Raw genomic sequence first — 19,185 nt, 5'->3', positions numbered from 1 at the left:
CTTGAATTCATGCAAATATTTGATTTTAGATCCAGCCTCTGAAGCGGGATGCTTCTGCCATTTTGCGGACCCCGACCATGTAAGCTGCGAGCCGCATATCAACACGTCGTGTCTGTGCTGCTTCATAAATATTATTAAAGGATTTAACCATCACTTTTTCAAGTTTTTCTTCAACTTCTTCTTCGGACCAGTAATAGCCTTGGTTGTTCTGAACCCATTCAAAGTAAGAGACGGTAACGCCTCCTGCGCTTGCCAATACATCCGGCACAAGAAGGATGCCGCGGTCAGTCAGGATTTGCGTTGCTTCAAGCGTCGTCGGGCCATTTGCAGCTTCTACAACAATGCTTGCACGGATTAAGTGTGCATTCTCTTCTGTGATTTGATTTTCAATCGCAGCCGGCACTAAAATATCACAATCAAGCTCAAGCAGTTCCTTATTTGAAATGGTATCATTGAACAACTTTGTTACTGTTCCGAAGCTGTCGCGGCGGTCAAGCAAGTAGTCAATATCAAGACCTTCTGGATCATGCAGACCCCCGTACGCATCTGAGATCCCAATAATTTTCGCACCTGCATCATGCATGAATTTCGCTAAGTAGCTTCCTGCATTTCCAAATCCCTGTACAACAACACGGGCGCCCTTAAGCTCAATTCCTTTTTTCTTGGCAGCTTCATATATACAAATCGTAACACCCTTCGCAGTCGCTGATTCCCGGCCATGTGAACCTCCAAGCACTAAAGGCTTTCCTGTAATGAATCCAGGTGAATTAAATTCATCTATTCTGCTGTACTCATCCATCATCCATGCCATAATTTGTGAATTGGTGAAAACATCCGGAGCAGGAATATCTTTTGTCGGTCCGACAATCTGGCTGATCGCTCTAACGTATCCGCGGCTCAGGCGCTCTAATTCACGGAATGACATATCACGCGGATCACAGACAATACCGCCTTTTCCTCCGCCGTAAGGCAAATCAACAATGCCGCACTTTAAACTCATCCATATTGACAGCGCTTTAACTTCAGTTTCGGTTACACCCGGATGGAACCTGATTCCGCCCTTAGTAGGTCCTACTGCATCGTTATGCTGGGCGCGGTAGCCAGTGAAAATCTTGACTGAACCGTCATCCATTCTTACAGGTATTTTTACCGTCATCATTCTTAGGGGTTCTTTTAATAATTCATAAACTTCTTCAGGGTATCCTAGTTTCTCTAGGGCTTTATGTATCACCGTTTGTGTTGATTTCAACACATCATGCTTTTCTCGTTTATGATCGGTGCTTTTTTCGGCTACCATTCGAGTAAACCTCCTACTGTCTTTTCAATTGTGTGGAAATGTCCACCTTTCATGACATAGTATACACCTTCAGATGTTTTCTGCAAAGTAGAAAAAGCAGAAATAAAACAAAAACAAACCCATTTTTGTAAGCGATTTCAATGTTGTGGTGTTAATGGGTAAAATTGGTTAAATATTACCGTTTGAAGTTTGAAAATAGCGAATATTTTTAACTGATTGAGGATTTAGTCTTTTTTGTCAATCCATCTTTTGAGCACAGTTTCAAAATGACAAACGGCAACATCCAAAAACAAAACCTGCAGTAGCCTGCAGGCGTTTTTTGTTATTTTGTTTTACTCCAATAGTAGTGATGCAGTTTTTCAATTGCACCATCTGCCATTAAGCATTTTCCGTATTCATGGAGATAATGAATGGAGATCATGGATGGATTACCGTATTCTGCGATGATTGAAATTAAGGAATCCACTTCGATCGGCTGATGCTCATCCAGCATGAAGTAAAATCTGTTCTGATGGGAGTATACGGCCCCTTCTTTAATTCCCTGCGAGAAGAGTGCATTTGAAAGCTGTATAATGTCTTCAAACTCATTGAATTCAAAAATAATATCATAGCTTTGATCGAGCTTCACTTGCATCTCAATGTAATCATCTGCGTAATCTTCATCAGTCTCTTCTTCCTCATGATTTTTGGTCACGATGATGACCATCCCCTGAGCTTGAAGAGAGTATACTTCAACTGCAATTGGCCCGCTTGGTTCAAAACCAAGCTCTTCACTTGCTTCATCCATCATTTCTCTGAAAAGCTGATGCACTTTCAATGAATCTTTCCATAAGTCTTCCTTCGTAAGTCCTCTGTCCATTAGATCGTCTATTGTTAAGAAGATTTTTATCTTGTTATAGTTCAATCGCTCTAGCCGCATCCCTTACCCTCCTGCCGTCAGAACGCCCTTTTCCTTATCATATGAAATACAGATGGGATGGTTCGTTGATTTTTAACAAGTTTACACTCTCTTAACCCATTAAGACAAGCAAAAGATTTCGGGGTGCCCGTGTTAAACTGAAAGGCGTTCTTTAAGCCAATTGTCCCACTGGTTTTTCGTATCCCCGACGAAAAATGATTCATAGTTTTTCAAATGCTCTTTTGGAACTTTATTAAACGCGTTGCCTCCGAGACCTATGATCAAGCTGCTGTATTTTTTTGAAAGCTCCTCAACTGACTCGACCGTTTTTGCAACGTTTTCCTGCAGAGTGCATGAGTAGAATAAAAACCTCGGATTTACTTCTTCAAGGACAATATCGATATCCCCGTCGGCAATGCTCGTCCCAAGATAAATGACTTCAAACCCTTTTCTCCTTAAATAAAGAGTAAAGATCAGAAGTCCCAGTTCATGCCACTCTCCTGGACCGCAAACGGAAACTACTTTTGGAAGCAGTCCGTTTACAGGCAGGGTATGAAGGATAATCCCGATTCTCGAACGGAGAAATGACGAGGCAAAATGCTCATGTGCAGAAGTAATTTTGCCATTTTCCCACATGTCTCCGATTTTCACGAGAAGTGTTCCTAAAATGTCGATGAGGACTTTGTCAATTGAATAAAGACTAAAAGCCTTGTTCAATAGTTCATGCGCCTGGTTCTCATCAAATGAAAGCAAAGCCGAAAGCAGCTCTTCCGTTAAATCCAGCGCATGGTCAGGTGTATCGGAACTTGCTGACACAGCAAGAGGCTCTTCTGATGCAAGGCCGCTGTTTTCAAGCAAATTAACTGCCTGGCTGATAGTAAAGCCTTTATTTACTTTCGTGATCAGCCATTTAACAATTTTTATATGTTCTTCTGTATATAAACGGTGCCCTGAATCATTTCGAACCGGTGCAATCATATTATAGCGTCTTTCCCAAGCTCTTAATGTCCCTGGTTGGATTCCAAGCATTTTGGAAACTGCCTTAATGTTGTATTTGCCTTCTTGACCAGACATATCTAATCCTCCAATAACAAAAATCACTGTACTCAAAGTATATAGGATTAAACAGCATGTGTAAACTTTGTATAACAAATGAATAATCCTGCATTTACAGCAATTTTTTCATTAGATATGTACTTTAAAATCTTAATGGGCTTTTTTAGGCGAGAAATGTTGATGGTTTGCCGCTGCCAGCCCATATAAAACTGTAAAAGCTGCTAATACTAAAGTTTGCCAAAATCCTATTTGAAATAATATATAAAAATTAATAAAAACACAATAACTAATCGTCGTCTCAAGCACATCCCCTTCGTTTCTTGCGATTTTTAATGTTAGTCTTAATGCCGTTTTTATAAGAGAAGCGTGCAGAATGAATCCGATTGTAAATAGGATCATTGATAAAAAAGATCTTGCAGGGTTTAATACAAGCATCATAATAAATTCAGACAGCTGGAACGGAACCTGTACAGGTATCCAAATACATGCTAAATAGGCAGATATGTACCCGATGATCAAAAACGCGGCATGTTTAAACAAAAAAATCCCTCCCCTACACTTTTATATGTAGGGAAAGGAGGTTTATTCATCTTCGTGGACATCGAGGACTCTGAATCCTGACTTTTCTATCCTTTCGATAAACCGGCTGATATTGTCCTTTTTTTCAATTTTCATGACCATTCTTCTGACCATGCTTTCGGTTTCATCAAACGTGACAAGGGAAATGATGTCTTCATGAAACTGCCTTGCAAGCTCTGTCAGCCTTGCGATCCTGCCCTCTGTTTCAACTGAGGTAAATGCAATTCTGACTCCTTTTTTATTCATTCCGAATGCGCTTTGGAATTGTTCAAGAACATCATATCTCGTAACAATACCCAAGTATTCCTTTTCTTCTCCGACTACGGCAATCAGCGGAAAGTCTTTTAGCCGAAGCAGCGTTTTTTCAAAAATCTCATCGCCTTCAAGGAACACATCCCGATTGACGGCAATTTCTTCCGCTTTTTTGTTTTTTAAGTATTCGTCTTTCTCCACATTAGACTCAAAAAAATGCTCATATAGGTGATAACGGGTGATCATCCCTATGTATGCCGTCCCCTTCAAGACTGGAATTCCATCAATCTTATGTTTTTCCAGCTTTTCAAGCACCGTAAACAGCGAATCCTCCGCTGCGGCATGAATTGTTCTTGCTTTAGGAATCATCGTACTCTTAACAAACATCGCATCACCCCATTAACGTTTTAGCATACATTCGCTGTTATTTGCTAAATTCCTCTATACTCCGTCTATTTATTTGCTTTCAAAATACAGGTTAATATCAAAATCCTTCTTCATCATGTCATAAACCTCGCCTCTTTTTTTCCAGTGATAAGGCTGTGGCCACAATTCAGAGCTTTTCCGGATGATTTCCGTTCTTAAGCCATGATATTCCTTTTCGTATTTTTCTTCTTTTTTCTTATAATAATGGGATGTTGCATACCCTGCCCCTATGGTTAATATGATGAAAAAGTGAAACGCGCTTCCAACTAATTGACCGAGCATGAAGCCAATATCGCTTCCATTAGGAACAACAATGAATTGATAAAAATAGAGAAAAAAAGCCATCCCGCCTGTCAGTGTAAACATCTGCCACCTAAAACAATTCTTTTTATACCGCTCATATTTTCGTTTTTTATTCAGCACGCTCTGAAGCATTTGTTTAGTCGCTAAGTCGGTAGACTCACTAAGCTGCTGTATTTGCTTTTCCACACACATCACATCTCCTGGGAAAGGTTCTCTTCTTATACCAGATTATATGATGTTGTCCATCTTGATATGAAAAGCAAGCATGAAAAAAACGCATGCTGTTCATGCGTTTACTGTTTGATCGGTATTTTAAGTACTTGACCTTCATACACACCGTCTCCGCTCAGCTGATTCCACTGCTTAATTAAAGCTTCGCCTGAACGGTCACTGTAATATTTCACAGAGATTCTGAACAGATTTTCTTCAGGACCCACTGTGTGTTCGATTACTTTGTACTCTTCTTTTGGTTCGGGTTCGGGTTCGGGTTCGGGTTCAGGTTCAGGTTCAGGTTCAGGTTCAGGTTCAGGTTCAGGCTGTGTTTTTTCAGGTTCAGGCTCTGAAGTTTGCTGAGGTGCGGCGTCTGTTTTGACAGTGGTTTCAGCTGAGCTTACAGACGCTTGATCAGCCTCTTGTGATTTTGTTTCAGATTCTTCTAAGGACTGTTCGTCAGAAGACTGTTCTTCTTCTTCCTCTTCATCACCATATTTTATTAATACATCTTCATAGTCGGAAATATTTTCTCCATTGACGGTTTTACTGCGGTCATCAAAATAAGAAATAATGTAGTAAAACACTATGGGAAGCAGAAAAAAGAATAAGGCCAGTATGCTTATAGCGGGATATTTATACTTTGATTTCTTTTTATCTTTCTTTTTATGAAGTTCACTTCTGGATGGATAGCTGCCAGTTCTTGATTTGTATTCATCTATCTTATTTTTCCTGGAAGCACGTGACGAAGCTGGTTCTTCATTTTTACTCATATTTTTCACCTCCGTTAATGTACTGCAAACGAATTTGAATGGCAAACACCAAATCGATTAAGAAATGTGCAAAAACTGTGACGAATAAATTATCTGTCCAATCATACACAAACCCGAGCAGCAAACTGATCAGCATCACCATAATAAACAGCAGACCTTTTGTTAAATAACGAAAATGCAGGACCGCAAAGATGATGCTTGCTGTCCAAATGCCAAAATGAGTCTGAATGACACCGCGAAATAAAAGTTCTTCTGTAAAGGAAATTAACAGACACAGGAAGAAAATATGCAGCAAGGAACGGTGTCTGAACATTTTTTCATTGATGCCGCCATCATCATACCATTCTTTTGGCATGGTGCGCATGATGATCCAATCAAAAATCAGCACAATACCAGCAGTCAATCCGCCAAACAGCAGGATTTCTGCCAGTTCTGGCCTCCATATTTCCTTAAAATCAGACAATCTGTTAAATAACATCATACTTAAAAAGACGGAAATTGTAAGTAGTAAAATTTGAGTAAAATAGAGCTGCTGGAGCAGCTGCCCATCTGTCATTCTTTTGACAAGTTCATTTTGACGCTTAACCATTTCATCACTCGTTCTGGCCAAAAATAGCCTTTAATTCTGCCTTCCACTCAAGGAGATGCAGATGCGTATGCTTCTCTTTCTTTTCTTCATAAAGTAAAAGATCAAGTCCGCACCTGTCACAGCAAATCTCCTGTGACTTAAAATTCTTTTCTTCAAAGTAATTGAGAATTCCCTGCCGCCTGCATTCTTTTGACAGCAGCCATTTCATCACTGCGTCTAATTTTCTTTTTTTGAAAGAACGCCTGTCTTCAATTCTTCCCCAAACGAATTGAATCGCCTGTTGTTCATTCCCGGGCAGAGGATATGGGAGCTTTTCTAAATGATGAAGAATAAATCTTCCCTGTATTTCATTTACACCAGCCGTTTCAAATGATCCTTCAGCATCTCTGCCTGCAGAGATTTGATAAATGGTCTGATGAAGCTGTTCATACGTTGAAAACTCAGATTCCATCAGGGCTAAAGGTATTTCCATATCTCCGCTTCCAATAAGAGATATTGCCGCACTTGGCAGTCCATCTCTTCCGGCTCTTCCTATTTCCTGAACGTAGGATTCCATTTGAGAGGGAAAATGAAAATGAATGACAAATCTGACATTCCCTTTATTAACACCCATTCCAAATGCATTTGTGCAGCAGACTACATCTAATTGATCATAAATAAACTGCTGCTGAATCAGTGTCCTCTGCTCTTGCTCCATCCCGGCATGATAACAGGCAGACTCATGAATGCCCTCCATTTTTAGAAATTGCGCAAGGTTTTCCGTCCATTTTCTGCTTGAGCAATAGATAATTCCAGGGCCTTTCAGCGTTTTTACTAGTTCAGATACTCTTTTCATCTTATCTTCAAGTGAATGGCATTCCTCAATTTTAATGGCAATATTGCTGCGGTTAACGGATTGAATATGCATTTTCACGTTCGTCATGTGCAGAGATTTTTCAATATCCTTAAGTACTTCTGGTGTCGCAGTCGCGGTCAGTGCCATGCAAGGTGCACCGCCAAGTTTCTCTCTTAATTCCCCAAGCTTTGAGTAGTCAGGTCTGAAATCATGTCCCCATTGAGAAATACAGTGAGCTTCATCAACTGCAAATAACGAGAGTTTTATCTCCCGAAGTGCCGTAGCAACTGCTTCAGACTGCAGAATTTCAGGAGATGCAAAGATATATTTATATTGATTCAGTCTGCTTAATGCTCTTTGTCTTTCCATATAAGGGAGGGCGCCATTTAAGCCAATGACTCTTTTCTCTCCCCGGAGGCGAATTTGCTGAATCTGATCTTCCATTAGTGAAAGGAGCGGTGAGATGATCAGAACCGTCCCTTCCAGAATGTAAGCAGGCAGCTGATAGCAAAGCGACTTCCCTCCTCCTGTAGGAAGAAGGGCGATTGCATCATGGCCGTTTATAATGTCAGTTATGATGTTTTCCTGGCCAGTTCGAAATGAATCATGTCCGAAATGGCGCTTTAATGCTTCTTTAACGTTCATGATTTCCTCCTAAAGACGTGTAAAAGCAAGCCTGATCTGAAAATATGAATAACGGTCATTCAGCGCTTCTTTTACAATTCTCAGCTGATGCGTGTTTAATTCCTCAATCTTCTTCGCAATAACCTGAAGACAATCATCCGCTAAAAACATAGAAAAATCAAAAGCAGTGTCATTCAATGAAATTTCGACTACATGATCTTCAATCGTGCTTAATTTTAAATACCTGATTCTTGCAATGTCCTCTATTGATTTTCCCAATTGGATCAGCTGCAGCGTTTTTGAAGTGGATTCGGTAAGAGGGTGAACTTTTGAAAGGTCTTGTATCACAGAGTTCAAGATCGGATATTGATGTTTTTTTTGGCTGCATTCTTCAAGTACACGGTGAATAAGGTTCCAAAACAGCAGTTTTATGTACTCTGCATCTTCTTTAAATTTTTCGCCAAGCTGGTCATATGTCAGGCCAATGCGCTGATTTGAAGTCAATTGATATACCCAAATCGCTGCCTCCCGATCTGAAAACCGTTGCAGATGACTGAGCATTTCATGATAGAGTGCATCTGACAGCTCCATATTATTTAGAGATGACCTTTTTAAAAATTGCTTCACCCACCGCTGCACTTTTTCATCTTTTGTTACAGGCAAGTATTTTGTGCTGCCTGCTTTAGAATGAGAAAGAACTTGAGTCAACAGCATAAGTCTCTTCCAGAAAAGAAACCCGCTTGATGAAAAGATGGATCCATTCAAGCTTTTAGGAATTGGCTTATTTTTCAGCACTGTTTCAAGAAGAGTTTCAGCTTTTTTTGTTAAAATAAGAGCATCATTTTCTGAATAAATTAACTGTCCACTTTCAATGAGATTCTCCACAGCTGCATCAAACTCTTTTCGCTTTAAAACCGGATACATGCCGAATAAGTTTGAAAGGTGAAAAAGCTTGCTGTCCTGAATCGTCTGTGAGGATTTTTTTCCTTTTAATAAGTGAAAAACGGCTGATGAAGAGCGTTCCCCGCCGAATTTCTTAAGACAATCTAAATAGACAATATCTAAATAATTTTGACTCATCCACATCACCTTACACGTTTTGACACGTTTCGATTCTTGCTTCTATTGTAACAGATTCCATCTGAAAATTGGCGTTTAAAGTTGCCTGTAAAGGGTATCTTAATTACTAGAAAGCCTTGTATGATAAGCATTCTCATTGTACTTTCCTATTGAAAAGTTTTGAAAACAGATTTACAATGTATAAATATAAAGAGGTACGCACCTGATTTTTCAGTTTTTCACTGACAAATGAATGAATGTACCATATCATAGAGTGTGACCATTTCAGAGGAGGTTTTTTTATGGCAAAGTATACAATCGTTGACAAAGATACTTGCATTGCTTGCGGTGCATGTGGAGCAGCTGCACCAGACATTTATGATTATGATGATGAGGGTATTGCATTTGTAACCCTTGATGATAACCAGGGAATTGTCGAAGTACCTGAAATCTTAGAGGAAGACATGATGGATGCTTATGAAGGCTGTCCGACTGATTCCATCAAAATAGCTGACGAGTCATTTGACGGCGACGCTTTAAAATTTGAATAGCACACAAAAAACCCTCTGCAGCGGCAGAGGGTTTTTCTTTATTTATTATGCAGCTCGTTTATAATCAGTTTGTGCATGAACCCATGTTTTAAGCTTCGCAAAGATTGCCATAAACACAAATCCCATCACAATTCCTTTAATTAAGTTAAACGGCAGAATTCCCGCTGTAATTAGGGCGCGCAATTCTGGCGCTGCCATAGCCGGAGCATTTAGGAACCATGTGTATGCCGGAATAAACAAGTAATAGTTTAAGACACTCATGACTAGAGCCATCACGATCGTGCCGATTGAAAGTCCAATTGCAAGACCTCTCATAGAATTCATTTTACGGTACATATAGGAAGCAGGCAGAATATATAAAACACCTGCGGTAAAATTGGCCAGCTGGCCTACAGGAACACCTGTTGCATTCCCCATGATAATATAATGAAGAATGTTTTTGATTGCTTCAACCATAATCCCCGCTCCAGGCCCAAACAGGATAGCTGCAATAATGGCCGGAACATCTCCGAAATCAAGCTCTAAAAAGCTTGAGAAGCCAATCGGAAAATTAAAAATCATTAATACAAACCCTACACTTGCAAGCATTGCGATTGATACTTGCTTTTTCACCTTACTTTGCTGCATCTTTCTCTCTCCTTTTTCGATCCATCCGGAAAGAAAGGATACGTCCTGTTTATCCAAGCAAAAATAAAACCCTTTGCGCATCGTACACAAAGGGAGAAATTAAGCAAGGTTAAATAAACGATTAAAATTTGCATTTTAAACGCCAGAACCTCCATCTTCTCCCATCCAGACTTTACTGTCGGCTCTGGAATCACACCAGATCCTGCCAAACTGCAAACGGCTCGCGGGCTAGAAACATTTGTTTCATTACCGCCGGTCGGGAATTGCACCCTGCCCCGAAGATAGATCATATTATTTTGTTTTCGAGATAAGTATACTGCATCCCCTTCATTTTGTGAATATAAATGCTTAAAATCGGATCCGCATTCTTTTTCCAATTAAAGTCTTTACCCTTTTAACGCTTTACTGTTATTGACATAATAATCTCAATATGATAAATTATCTGATATTTAATAGAAGTGCTAGGGGGATAATCATGTATCGAATACTAGTGTCAGATTCAATGAGTGCAGACGGGCTACAGCCTTTGCTTGCAGCAGAAAATGTAGAGGTTGTTCAGAAAAAAGCGTCGGAGGCAGCAGAAGAACTCCATACGTTTCACGCTTTGCTTGTCAGAAGTGCCACTAAAGTTACGGATGAATTAATCGCTAAAATGCCGTCCCTAAAAATAATTGCAAGAGCCGGTGTTGGAATCGATAACATTGATCTTGATGCAGCGACTAAACATGGTGTAGTCGTTATTAATGCACCTGATGGAAATACGATTTCCACAGCCGAGCATACATTTGCAATGATGACTTCCCTTCTCCGCCATATTCCGCAGGCAAATGTATCCGTTAAGTCTAATGAATGGAATCGTACAGCATTTGTCGGAACTGAGCTATACGGCAAGACATTGGGAATTGTCGGACTCGGGAGAATCGGAACAGAAATCGCAAAACGCGCGCAGGCTTTTGGAGTAAATGTGCTTGTATTCGATCCATTTTTGACCCGTGACCGCGCTGCAAAAATATCAGTAAAAAACGCGAGTCTTGATGAACTTCTAGAGCAGGCAGATATCATTACTGTACATACTCCTCTTACAAAAGAAACAAAAGGACTTATTGGAGCAAAATCCTTGCCTAAGACTAAAAAAGGCGTATATTTGCTCAACTGTGCACGAGGCGGAATTATCGATGAAGAAGCCCTTATCCCTTTTTTAGAAAACGGGCACATTGCAGGAGTTGCTCTGGATGTATTTGAAACAGAACCTCCAGTTGATCACCCTCTGCTTGCCTTTGACAATGTAATTGCAACCCCTCATTTAGGAGCTTCTACGAAGGAAGCGCAGTTAAACGTTGCAGCCCAGGTCGCACAGGATGTTCTTCATTTTCTGGACGGCAAAATGGTGACGACATCTGTTAACCTGCCGACATTAACAAAAGAAGTATTCGAAAAAATTCAGCCATTTTACAAGCTTGCCAAAAAAATGGGGAACGTCATTTCTCAGTGCATGAAAGAACCTGTGAATGACATTTCCATAAAATATGAAGGATCAGTAGCTGAACTTGAAACTTCATTTATTACAAAGAGCATGATTGCAGGGTTCTTAACACCCCGTGTTGCTTCTAATGTAAATGAAGTAAACGCAGGCATGATTGCAAAAGAACGCGGAATCAGCTTCAGCGAAAAAAACACTTCAAATCAGTCAGGATATGAGAATTGCATCACTGTAACCATCCATGGTGACCAAACAACTTTTGAAATAAAAGGCACGCACATTCCTCACTATGGTGAACGAATTGTAGGCATTAATTCTTTTAATATCGACTTTTACCCATCAGGACATCTCATTTATATTCAGCATACTGATAAACCGGGGGTCATTGGGCGCGTAGGCCGGATTTTAGGTGATCATGAAGTAAACATCGCCACCATGCAGGTAGGCCGTAAAAACGCTGGCGGAGAAGCCATCATGATGCTCTCATTCGACCGATCCCTGGACGATGCTCTGCTGACAACCCTATCCGAAATAGATGATATCGTATCTATTAGAGCCATTGAGCTATGAAATGCGGAATCGCCCGTTTAGCTCCGACAGACAGATAAGGATCAGCCAGTGAAGGCGCTTTTTGCCTTTGCTGGATGAGCCGTTCTGGCCAAGGAGTTGGGCGATGGAGCTGGACACTAATGAAATGCTGAACCGACTGTTTAGCTCCGAAAGACAGATAAGGATCCGTCCGTAAAGGCGCTTTTTGCCTTTACGGGCGGATCCGTTCTGGCCGAGGAGTTAGGAGGTGAAGCTGGACACCATGAAATGCGGAATCGCCCGTTTAGCTCCGACAGACAGATAAGGATCAGCCAGTGAAGGCGCTTTTTGCCTTTGCTGGATGAGCCGTTCTGGCCAAGGAGTTGGGCGATGGAGCTGGACACTATGAAATGCTGAACCGACTGTTTAGCTCCGAAAGACAGATAAGGACACTTGGAAATGAAAAAATAAAGAAATCTTTATAGACAAAAACAGAGAACAGGCTTCCTGCTCTCTGTTTTTTTATGCTCTTTTCATCGGAATTTCAATCTCAACGGCCGTCCCTTCGCCAACTTTGCTGCTGAAAGATATTTTTCCATTATGTGATTCAATGATTCTGTAGCTTACGGTGAGGCCGAGTCCTGTTCCTTTTTCTTTCACAGAATAGAATGGTTCACCGAGTCTTTTAAGTCTTTCATCTTCAATTCCGTCACCATCATCAGCAATCATGACGAAGGCATGTTCCTGATTGTGGCTGACTTTAATCTCAATGGTTGTAGAGCCGGCTTCAATCGAGTTTTTAATGACATTAATAAAGACTTGTTTAAGCTGATTAGGCTCACAATCAATATCCGGCATGCCGGCTGCGTGCTCAAATTCAATATTAACGCCGTACATATTAGCCTGTGACTCCAAAAGTGATATAACGTTGCACATAAGCTGGTTCAAATTTGTTTTTTTAAAATGAATATTCTGCGGTTTGGCCAGAACAAGGAGTTCACCGACGATCTCATTGATCCGGTCCAGCTCGCTTTCCATAATTTCGTAATACATTTTGTTCACACTGTCGTTTTTATTCATCAGCTGAACAAAACCCTTTAGAGAGGTCAGGGGGTTTCTTATTTCATGGGCAACACTTGCAGCAAGACCTCCCACAACACTTAATTTTTCAGCCTTCTGCAGACGGTCCTCGGCTTCTTTCATTTGTGTAATATCCCGCCCGATGACAACAAGAGCTTTTCTTGACCCGTCATCGTTATATAGTGGAACTTTGATCGTATCAAACGTTTTGAAGCTTCCGTCAGGCAGCGGGATAATTTCTTCACAGCGGCTGACTGTTCCACCCTGCCATGTGATTTCATCAGATTTTTCGCAAAATAAAAGCGCTTCTTTATAGAAATCCGTGTATTCAGCAAGCTCCCGGTCACTTTTCCCTTTATATTCAACACCCTGCAGCTGAAATAGGTTCAAACCAAAGGTATTGACTTCAATCCATCTGCCCTGGCCATCTTTAAAGTTCACAAAATCCACCATGGAATTAATCAGGGACAAAAGCTTTTCTTTCTCCCGCTCCAACTCCTTAAACTGTTCGTTTTCATTGATTAAGTAGTAGATGAAGATGCTTGTGGCGATGATAAAAACAATGGCTTTAAATTTTGAAATAAGAATAAACGTATAAATATCGTAGTCTAAAACCGCAATTAAATGATCTGTTCCAAAAATCCAGATCATACTGATAAAAAAATATATGTAAAGAACTTTTTTCTTTTTTGACATGAAATTCTCCCGCTAAATGATGTGTAGACTTTCATTTTACTACTATTAGCAACTAAATAGATAGGAGGCGATTGAATTTTTTCTTATTTATGAAATGAGAACTGCAGAAAAAAGGTCACTCTATATAGAATGACCTTTTTTTATACAACTATTTAAGCGGCACTTCTTTTCGCTCCCCTTTTTGGAACGTCATTAATGAAGTATATCCGACTTTTTTTGCAAGAGCGATGGCCTGATCATAGTCCGCCCCCACGTCACCAGGTATATGTGCATCAGAAGAAAGGACAATCGGAATGTTTTTCTGAAAACATAGAGAGAGAAGTCTTTCATCCGGATACAGCTGACCAACAGGCTTTCTCAAGCCGGCCGTGCTGATCTCAACACAGGTTTTCGATGCGGCAAGAGCATCTGTTGCTCTATCATATTGCTTCAGCAAAAATTCTTCATCACTCGGCACATATTTAAAAATCTTCACTAAATCAAGGTGTCCTACAATATCAAACAAATTTGACTGAGCAAGTGTTACAACCTGATCGAAATATTTTTCATATACTTCATTTACATCGCGCCTGTCCCATTCGTGAAGAAACTCTTTTAAATCAATGCCAAAGTCATCAACCCAGTGGATGGAACCGATAACATAATCAAAATCATATGTATCAATGAAAGTTTTCATTTCAGCATGCTTCCCTGGTGTATAATCCATTTCAATAGACATTTTCACATCAATTCCATGATTCCATGCGTCTTTAAAAAGCTCCACATAGTCCTTCATATCATAGTATCGTCTTTCTTCTACCCACGGATTGCTTAGTATATCTTTTGTCTGATAGAAGTGATAGGCATGCTCTGAGATTCCAAAGTGCTGAATGCCTTTTTTTGCAGCTTCATCTGTGAATTGCTTCAAATAATCAAGTGTCAGGCTGCCTCGTTCTAAATGATTGTGATAGTCTGTCCGCATCGTCTGCCCCCCGTAAGTTTTGTCCATTATAACTTTTTTTGGGCAGTGTGACAATGCATTTTCTGTTTATTCTGAAGAACTGGAATGATTAGAGATTTTCAAGTTCTGATAGGGAAAAATCGCTTCCGTTTTTAAACGATTTTCTTTTTTCAGCTGATGAACTGTCACTTGAAACTCATCTGCAATTGAGAAAAGGGTATCTCCCTTTTTCACAGTGTACGTTTTAATATCCGGCTTATCTTTAACGATTAACTTTTGGCCTATTGCCAAAGTGTTTGATGACAGTCCATTCTTCTCTTTTAAGGCTTCAATTGGAAGGCCGTATGTCTTTGAGAGCCCCCACAGCGTGTCCCCTTTTTTCACAGTAATAGAAGCTGGATTTTTCACCGCAGCTGATGCTGGCATCGAGAGCACCGGCACGGTTTCAATTTTATTTGCAGCCACCATCAGAAATGGATTAACAGCATTTTTCTTATCGAAGGTCCATTTTCCTTTATGCACTTCAAAATGAAGATGTGTTCCTCTTGATGCGCCTGTATTTCCAATAACGCCTATTTCATCTCCACTTTCCACTTTGGAACCTTCTGAGACTGATCTTTTGCTTAAATGAGCATAGACCGTTTCATAGCCTTCTGGATGCTTTATAAATACCACATGTCCATATGTATCTGAATAATAGGATTTCGTCACAAGACCTTTTTGCACAGACTGAATGATGGTTCCTTCTGGAGCTGCGATATCAATCCCTTTATGTTTTCCGCTTCTTGTTCCAAACGTATCAGTAATTGTCCCCTTTATGGGGCTGGACCAATTTAATTCTACAGCGCCAGATCTTCCTTCAGCCTTTGCCTGAGTGCCGCTTACGAATAACAGAACGATGCATATACCAACTAGTAACGCGATTGATAACCTTCTTAACAAATCTAACATAACTTCCCCCTATACTTTGTTTGTCAAAAAATGACCAATACTAGTATTATGCAGTGATTTCCAATTCATACATAAGGATTTGCAGGGGAATGGATTGCTTAATCTGGCCATTCCTTTAAATTCCTGTAATTTCACAGGCAATGCAGCGTTCGTTTTTTTTTTTACATTTTCTGTTATTTGCAAAGAATATCAGATTCTATACGAAAACTGGCTTTGCTAAAAGACTTTTCTTTTCATCATAAGCAAAGACTCGTTGTTTCCTAACATAAAAAAACCGCAGCATTCACTCCTGCAGCGGTCAAAATACTTCTCTATTCATTTAATTCGACAGGATTTGGGGAAAACGGAACAGGTACAGCCTCTGTCAAATCCATTTCTCCGACTCTGTCTACATTTAATCCTTCGAACTTCACACTCTCATATCCAAACTCTTTTGCAGTCATTAAGATAGCTTCAAGCATCAGAGTATCTGTTTCATTATTATCAATCGTTGATTCAGCAGTAAATTCAATTGTCACATCATCTTTTGTTTCTTCAATGTCTTTAATGACAACTGTTTTTTCGATCACAGGCTTAAGCCCGAGTGTCCCTTTTCCCTTCATTGCAGACAATGCATCAGACAGTTTATTGAATGACAGCAGGGATGGTGCGAGAAGTTTAGGGGATTCAATGCTCTCCTGGTAAAGGAAATACGCTTTTCTTTTAAGAGCGCCAAGTTTCATCCCTTCCCGGAAGCCATATGCACCCAGTTCTATTCCCTTCTCTCCGTTTTTAAAATACTCTGCCTCTTCAACACCCTGCCAGCGGAAGGACTCTTCAATGCCTTCTGTAAAAAGTTTATTGTCCGTTTCTGATGCGGACCCAGCGAAAGGATTTTCGTTAACGTCTATTAATAGCTTAGGTGGAATGCCTTCTGCATAAGTAAGCTTCAACCCTGATAAAGAAGAGGAACTTAGCCCTGCTTGTGCCGGATTAAAATCTGAAAGAACCGATTGAAACATGTTCAGATAATCTTCACTCTTTTCCATTTGAAAGCTGAGAGGGATCATATTTTGCACCTGCTGATCCGGAAAAGCAGCTGTGACGATGGAAAAACCGTCTTCAGAACGGGCAACAAATGTGCTTTTTTCAGAGCCGCCTGTCAGTTCATCCTCTTTTTTTGATTCAGCATTCTCCGAGAATGGCTGTGCCTGGTCTAAACTTGCTTTATCCATGCTTGATTCTGATTTGCTGCTGCTTTGATTTATACCTAATTGATTAATGAAAAAAGGCGATATTAATAATAGAATAAAAAGTGCGGCAATACTTGCGAAAGCAGGTGTTACCCAAGGCTTCCTGTGTTTATATTCTTTTTTCGGTAGCCGGGCATAAATTTCAGCAGAAGTCCGTTTATCTTCAATTGCCGGCAGCTTTCTTAAGGCTTCGGTAATTTGATCTTCATTCCAATTTGATTTGTTCATCCTTTTAAAATCCCCTCCTCCCTCACATTATGGTCAGTCAAATGTTTTTTCAATGCTTTTAATGCTCTGTGCTGGGTGGTTTTCACTTTGCTCTCAGTAAAGCCAAGGGCAGCAGCAGTCTCAGCAATGGACAGCCCTTGCAAATAACGCAAAATAATGACAGAGCGCTGATCAACTGTACAGCTGTCGAGAGAACGGTAAATCCCCTGCAATTCTTCATTTTGAGCGGCAATTTCCTCAGGCATTGGCCGCACATCCTTTATTTGCTGCCGGTCCCAATCAAATGTTTCCAAAATCCTTTGCTTCAAGGTTTTTTGCTTTCTGAAAAAGTCGATGGCTACATGCCTTGCTATAGAGAAAATCCACGTTTTTTCACTGCTTCTTCCCTCAAAGCTGTCATAGGATTTTAAAATTCGTATATAAACCTCCTGAACGAGGTCTTCAGCCTGCTCACGATTTTTCACCATATAAAATAAGAATTGAAAAATATCACCATGATACTTTTCATAGATCCTCTGAAAGGCCTCTTCCATGAATGAACCCCCGATCAAACCATTAGTCGATTTTCTAGTATAAAAAGTTACATATAACTAACTATATATCTGTTCATAGAACAAGATCCGACAGCCAGATAAGAATCCGCCAGAAAAGTCCGGTATTGACTTTTTTGGCGGATTCTTATCTGGCCTAGGAGCTGGACGCAGATCATTTTATGATATAATCCATATCCTTTTCACTATAATAATTTCTAAACGTATAAAAAGGAAGGTGCTCCCTTCCTTGATTTCTAATTATATTATGACTGTTCCGGCTTCGTAAATACGATTGCGCTTCTTTCGTATTCCACATCTTTAGAGCCGAGTCTCGCATTTGCGACTCTTGCTGCAGCAAAAAAGTAATCTGAAAGTCTATTCATATATTTTAATACATGTTCATTGATCTCTGTTTGCTTCTGCAGGGAAACAATGCAGCGTTCAGCTCTTCTTGCTACAGTTCTTGCAATATGTATGGCGGATGCTGCCTGTGTGCCTCCAGGAAGGATAAAGCGCTGCAGCGGCGGAGCTTCAGCAGAATACTGATCAATTCTTTCTTCTAAGAATGCAATCATTTCAGCTGTTGTTTTATACGGATGCTTTTGTCTGCCATGTATGACCGCAAGATCGCTTCCGCAGTCAAACAGCTCATGCTGAATTTTTTCAAATTCATGATACAAGTCAATCAGTTTATCTTCATGAAGCCACGTCATGGCAAGTCCGACGAATGAATTTACTTCATCAATCGTGCCGTATGCCTCTACTCTTAAATCATCTTTATCGACTCGGCCGCCAATAATGCTTGTTTTCCCTTTGTCGCCTGTTCTTGTATATAAATTCATTTTTTCAGCAGCTCCTTTAGGGTTAAAAGTAAAAAGAGCGAAACTAATCGCTCTTTTATTTTACCATTTTTCTTATTGCATTGTTACGCCGTAATCCTTCTTTTTCAAGTAATACTCAAACGTTTTTCTCATGACAGGATAAAGCAAAAGAAAGAAAATGCCATTTCCGATTGCATGTGCTGTATCAAACGGCAGACCAGCAAGATAATAGGCGAATCCATGGTCAGTCAAGAAAAACATATTCAGTGAAACAACAAAACCGAATAGGTATCCTGCTAACACAGAAATGGGTGTAAAGATAATCATGCGATTAGATTTCACATATTTGCCTAAAAGACCTGTTATCAATGCGAGAATCCCCCATGCGAGCATTTGCCAGATTGTCCATGTTCCCATCCCGAGCAGCAAATTGCTCAGAAAGCATCCTAAAACGGCTACAATCATGCCATTTACAGGGCCAATTAATATAGAAGTGATGAGAATAATGGCAGTCATCGGCTGAATGTTCGGCACAAATTGAAAAGCCATTCTTCCAACAACTGATAATGCGATCAGGAGTGAAAGCAGACTGATTCTTCTAGTCGTCATAGTGCTCT

Annotated in this window: 20 protein-coding genes and 1 riboswitch; of the genes, 2 read left to right on the top strand and 18 right to left on the bottom strand. The window is 40.2% G+C overall.

Features of this window, described 5'->3' with window-relative positions; all coding sequences use genetic code 11:
* Positions 1 to 25 precede the first annotated feature (25 nt).
* From E2R53_RS02935 to E2R53_RS02890, 10 genes are all read right to left on the bottom strand, one after another.
* The gene (locus tag E2R53_RS02935; RefSeq protein ID WP_133310328.1) at positions 26 to 1,297 is read right to left on the bottom strand and encodes a Glu/Leu/Phe/Val family dehydrogenase; all 1,272 of its coding nucleotides are present in this window, start codon (positions 1,295 to 1,297) and stop codon (positions 26 to 28) included.
* A 322-nt stretch (positions 1,298 to 1,619) separates the two neighbouring features.
* The gene (locus tag E2R53_RS02930) at positions 1,620 to 2,216 is read right to left on the bottom strand and encodes a genetic competence negative regulator (RefSeq protein ID WP_133310327.1); all 597 of its coding nucleotides are present in this window, start codon (positions 2,214 to 2,216) and stop codon (positions 1,620 to 1,622) included.
* Between the two features lie 132 nt (positions 2,217 to 2,348).
* The gene (locus tag E2R53_RS02925; protein ID WP_133310326.1) at positions 2,349 to 3,269 is read right to left on the bottom strand and encodes a MerR family transcriptional regulator; all 921 of its coding nucleotides are present in this window, start codon (positions 3,267 to 3,269) and stop codon (positions 2,349 to 2,351) included.
* 132 nt (positions 3,270 to 3,401) lie between these two features.
* Positions 3,402 to 3,791: a hypothetical protein gene (locus E2R53_RS02920; RefSeq protein ID WP_133310325.1), complete on the bottom strand. Its 390-nt coding sequence runs from the start codon at positions 3,789 to 3,791 to the stop codon at positions 3,402 to 3,404.
* A 42-nt stretch (positions 3,792 to 3,833) separates the two neighbouring features.
* Complete coding sequence (locus E2R53_RS02915; protein WP_133310324.1) at positions 3,834 to 4,469, bottom strand: CBS domain-containing protein; 636 nt, start codon at positions 4,467 to 4,469, stop codon at positions 3,834 to 3,836.
* A gap of 69 nt (positions 4,470 to 4,538) precedes the next feature.
* Complete coding sequence (locus E2R53_RS02910; protein WP_165970865.1) at positions 4,539 to 4,997, bottom strand: DUF2663 family protein; 459 nt, start codon at positions 4,995 to 4,997, stop codon at positions 4,539 to 4,541.
* 107 nt (positions 4,998 to 5,104) lie between these two features.
* Positions 5,105 to 5,794 (bottom strand): LysM peptidoglycan-binding domain-containing protein, encoded by a 690-nt coding sequence (locus E2R53_RS02905; protein ID WP_133310322.1) that lies wholly within the window; start codon positions 5,792 to 5,794, stop codon positions 5,105 to 5,107.
* Positions 5,787 to 6,383, bottom strand: coding sequence for a CPBP family intramembrane glutamic endopeptidase (locus E2R53_RS02900; protein WP_133310321.1), 597 nt, complete (start codon positions 6,381 to 6,383; stop codon positions 5,787 to 5,789). The genes E2R53_RS02905 and E2R53_RS02900 overlap by 8 nt, the downstream gene beginning before the upstream one ends.
* 4 nt (positions 6,384 to 6,387) lie before the next feature.
* Positions 6,388 to 7,863, bottom strand: coding sequence for a RecQ family ATP-dependent DNA helicase (locus tag E2R53_RS02895; RefSeq protein WP_286166047.1), 1,476 nt, complete (start codon positions 7,861 to 7,863; stop codon positions 6,388 to 6,390).
* A 9-nt stretch (positions 7,864 to 7,872) separates the two neighbouring features.
* Positions 7,873 to 8,922 carry a helix-turn-helix domain-containing protein gene (locus E2R53_RS02890; RefSeq protein WP_165970864.1) on the bottom strand — a complete coding sequence of 350 codons (1,050 nt, stop codon included), beginning with the start codon at positions 8,920 to 8,922 and terminating at the stop codon, positions 7,873 to 7,875.
* Positions 8,923 to 9,203: 281 nt separating this feature from the next.
* Here E2R53_RS02890 and E2R53_RS02885 point away from each other — a divergent pair, with 281 nt between their 5' ends.
* On the top strand, positions 9,204 to 9,452 hold the full coding sequence (locus tag E2R53_RS02885; RefSeq protein WP_029280187.1) for a ferredoxin: 249 nt from the start codon (positions 9,204 to 9,206) through the stop codon (positions 9,450 to 9,452).
* Between the two features lie 45 nt (positions 9,453 to 9,497).
* Here the strand turns inward: E2R53_RS02885 and E2R53_RS02880 are convergent, their stop codons facing one another.
* Positions 9,498 to 10,079, bottom strand: coding sequence for an ECF transporter S component (locus E2R53_RS02880; protein WP_133310318.1), 582 nt, complete (start codon positions 10,077 to 10,079; stop codon positions 9,498 to 9,500).
* 149 nt (positions 10,080 to 10,228) lie between these two features.
* Positions 10,229 to 10,366: riboswitch (FMN riboswitch) on the bottom strand.
* A gap of 188 nt (positions 10,367 to 10,554) precedes the next feature.
* On the opposite strand from E2R53_RS02880, the gene serA reads away from it, so the two are divergent.
* Positions 10,555 to 12,129, top strand: coding sequence for a phosphoglycerate dehydrogenase (serA, locus tag E2R53_RS02875; protein ID WP_133310317.1), 1,575 nt, complete (start codon positions 10,555 to 10,557; stop codon positions 12,127 to 12,129).
* 480 nt (positions 12,130 to 12,609) lie between these two features.
* Here serA and E2R53_RS02870 read toward each other — a convergent pair whose 3' ends face one another.
* From E2R53_RS02870 to E2R53_RS02840, 7 genes are all read right to left on the bottom strand, one after another.
* A complete protein-coding gene (locus tag E2R53_RS02870; RefSeq protein ID WP_133310316.1) occupies positions 12,610 to 13,863 on the bottom strand; it encodes an ATP-binding protein in 1,254 nt (417 codons plus the stop codon).
* Positions 13,864 to 14,011: 148 nt separating this feature from the next.
* On the bottom strand, positions 14,012 to 14,824 hold the full coding sequence (locus E2R53_RS02865) for a histidinol-phosphatase (RefSeq protein ID WP_133310315.1): 813 nt from the start codon (positions 14,822 to 14,824) through the stop codon (positions 14,012 to 14,014).
* A gap of 66 nt (positions 14,825 to 14,890) precedes the next feature.
* Positions 14,891 to 15,754 carry a M23 family metallopeptidase gene (locus E2R53_RS02860; RefSeq protein ID WP_133310314.1) on the bottom strand — a complete coding sequence of 288 codons (864 nt, stop codon included), beginning with the start codon at positions 15,752 to 15,754 and terminating at the stop codon, positions 14,891 to 14,893.
* Positions 15,755 to 16,065: 311 nt separating this feature from the next.
* Positions 16,066 to 17,214 (bottom strand): hypothetical protein, encoded by a 1,149-nt coding sequence (locus E2R53_RS02855; RefSeq protein WP_133310313.1) that lies wholly within the window; start codon positions 17,212 to 17,214, stop codon positions 16,066 to 16,068.
* On the bottom strand, positions 17,211 to 17,747 hold the full coding sequence (gene sigX, locus E2R53_RS02850; RefSeq protein ID WP_133310312.1) for an RNA polymerase sigma factor SigX: 537 nt from the start codon (positions 17,745 to 17,747) through the stop codon (positions 17,211 to 17,213). Before sigX ends, E2R53_RS02855 begins: the two co-directional genes overlap by 4 nt.
* A gap of 263 nt (positions 17,748 to 18,010) precedes the next feature.
* The gene (locus tag E2R53_RS02845; protein ID WP_133310311.1) at positions 18,011 to 18,589 is read right to left on the bottom strand and encodes a cob(I)yrinic acid a,c-diamide adenosyltransferase; all 579 of its coding nucleotides are present in this window, start codon (positions 18,587 to 18,589) and stop codon (positions 18,011 to 18,013) included.
* Positions 18,590 to 18,661: 72 nt separating this feature from the next.
* Positions 18,662 to 19,177 carry an ECF transporter S component gene (locus E2R53_RS02840; protein WP_133310310.1) on the bottom strand — a complete coding sequence of 172 codons (516 nt, stop codon included), beginning with the start codon at positions 19,175 to 19,177 and terminating at the stop codon, positions 18,662 to 18,664.
* Positions 19,178 to 19,185 lie beyond the last annotated feature (8 nt).

It is taken from the genome of Peribacillus frigoritolerans (assembly GCF_004358755.1).
Taxonomy (GTDB): domain Bacteria; phylum Bacillota; class Bacilli; order Bacillales; family Bacillaceae; genus Bacillus_P.
This window is presented reverse-complemented; position numbering and strand designations above follow the sequence as displayed.

What these genes read in the sequence shown, in the direction of transcription:
- E2R53_RS02845 (WP_133310311.1), bottom strand. Translation starts at nt 18,589, where the DNA reads ATGAATTTATATACAAGAACAGGCGACAAAGGGAAAACAAGCATTATT.
- E2R53_RS02905 (WP_133310322.1), bottom strand. Translation starts at nt 5,794, where the DNA reads ATGAGTAAAAATGAAGAACCAGCTTCGTCACGTGCTTCCAGGAAAAAT.
- serA (WP_133310317.1), top strand. Translation starts at nt 10,555, where the DNA reads ATGTATCGAATACTAGTGTCAGATTCAATGAGTGCAGACGGGCTACAG.
- E2R53_RS02860 (WP_133310314.1), bottom strand. Translation starts at nt 15,754, where the DNA reads ATGTTAGATTTGTTAAGAAGGTTATCAATCGCGTTACTAGTTGGTATA.
- E2R53_RS02885 (WP_029280187.1), top strand. Translation starts at nt 9,204, where the DNA reads ATGGCAAAGTATACAATCGTTGACAAAGATACTTGCATTGCTTGCGGT.
- E2R53_RS02855 (WP_133310313.1), bottom strand. Translation starts at nt 17,214, where the DNA reads ATGAACAAATCAAATTGGAATGAAGATCAAATTACCGAAGCCTTAAGA.
- E2R53_RS02840 (WP_133310310.1), bottom strand. Translation starts at nt 19,177, where the DNA reads ATGACGACTAGAAGAATCAGTCTGCTTTCACTCCTGATCGCATTATCA.
- E2R53_RS02865 (WP_133310315.1), bottom strand. Translation starts at nt 14,824, where the DNA reads ATGCGGACAGACTATCACAATCATTTAGAACGAGGCAGCCTGACACTT.
- sigX (WP_133310312.1), bottom strand. Translation starts at nt 17,747, where the DNA reads ATGGAAGAGGCCTTTCAGAGGATCTATGAAAAGTATCATGGTGATATT.
- E2R53_RS02890 (WP_165970864.1), bottom strand. Translation starts at nt 8,922, where the DNA reads ATGAGTCAAAATTATTTAGATATTGTCTATTTAGATTGTCTTAAGAAA.
- E2R53_RS02880 (WP_133310318.1), bottom strand. Translation starts at nt 10,079, where the DNA reads ATGCAGCAAAGTAAGGTGAAAAAGCAAGTATCAATCGCAATGCTTGCA.
- E2R53_RS02930 (WP_133310327.1), bottom strand. Translation starts at nt 2,216, where the DNA reads ATGCGGCTAGAGCGATTGAACTATAACAAGATAAAAATCTTCTTAACA.
- E2R53_RS02915 (WP_133310324.1), bottom strand. Translation starts at nt 4,469, where the DNA reads ATGTTTGTTAAGAGTACGATGATTCCTAAAGCAAGAACAATTCATGCC.
- E2R53_RS02870 (WP_133310316.1), bottom strand. Translation starts at nt 13,863, where the DNA reads ATGTCAAAAAAGAAAAAAGTTCTTTACATATATTTTTTTATCAGTATG.
- E2R53_RS02935 (WP_133310328.1), bottom strand. Translation starts at nt 1,297, where the DNA reads ATGGTAGCCGAAAAAAGCACCGATCATAAACGAGAAAAGCATGATGTG.
- E2R53_RS02900 (WP_133310321.1), bottom strand. Translation starts at nt 6,383, where the DNA reads ATGGTTAAGCGTCAAAATGAACTTGTCAAAAGAATGACAGATGGGCAG.
- E2R53_RS02925 (WP_133310326.1), bottom strand. Translation starts at nt 3,269, where the DNA reads ATGTCTGGTCAAGAAGGCAAATACAACATTAAGGCAGTTTCCAAAATG.
- E2R53_RS02895 (WP_286166047.1), bottom strand. Translation starts at nt 7,863, where the DNA reads ATGAACGTTAAAGAAGCATTAAAGCGCCATTTCGGACATGATTCATTT.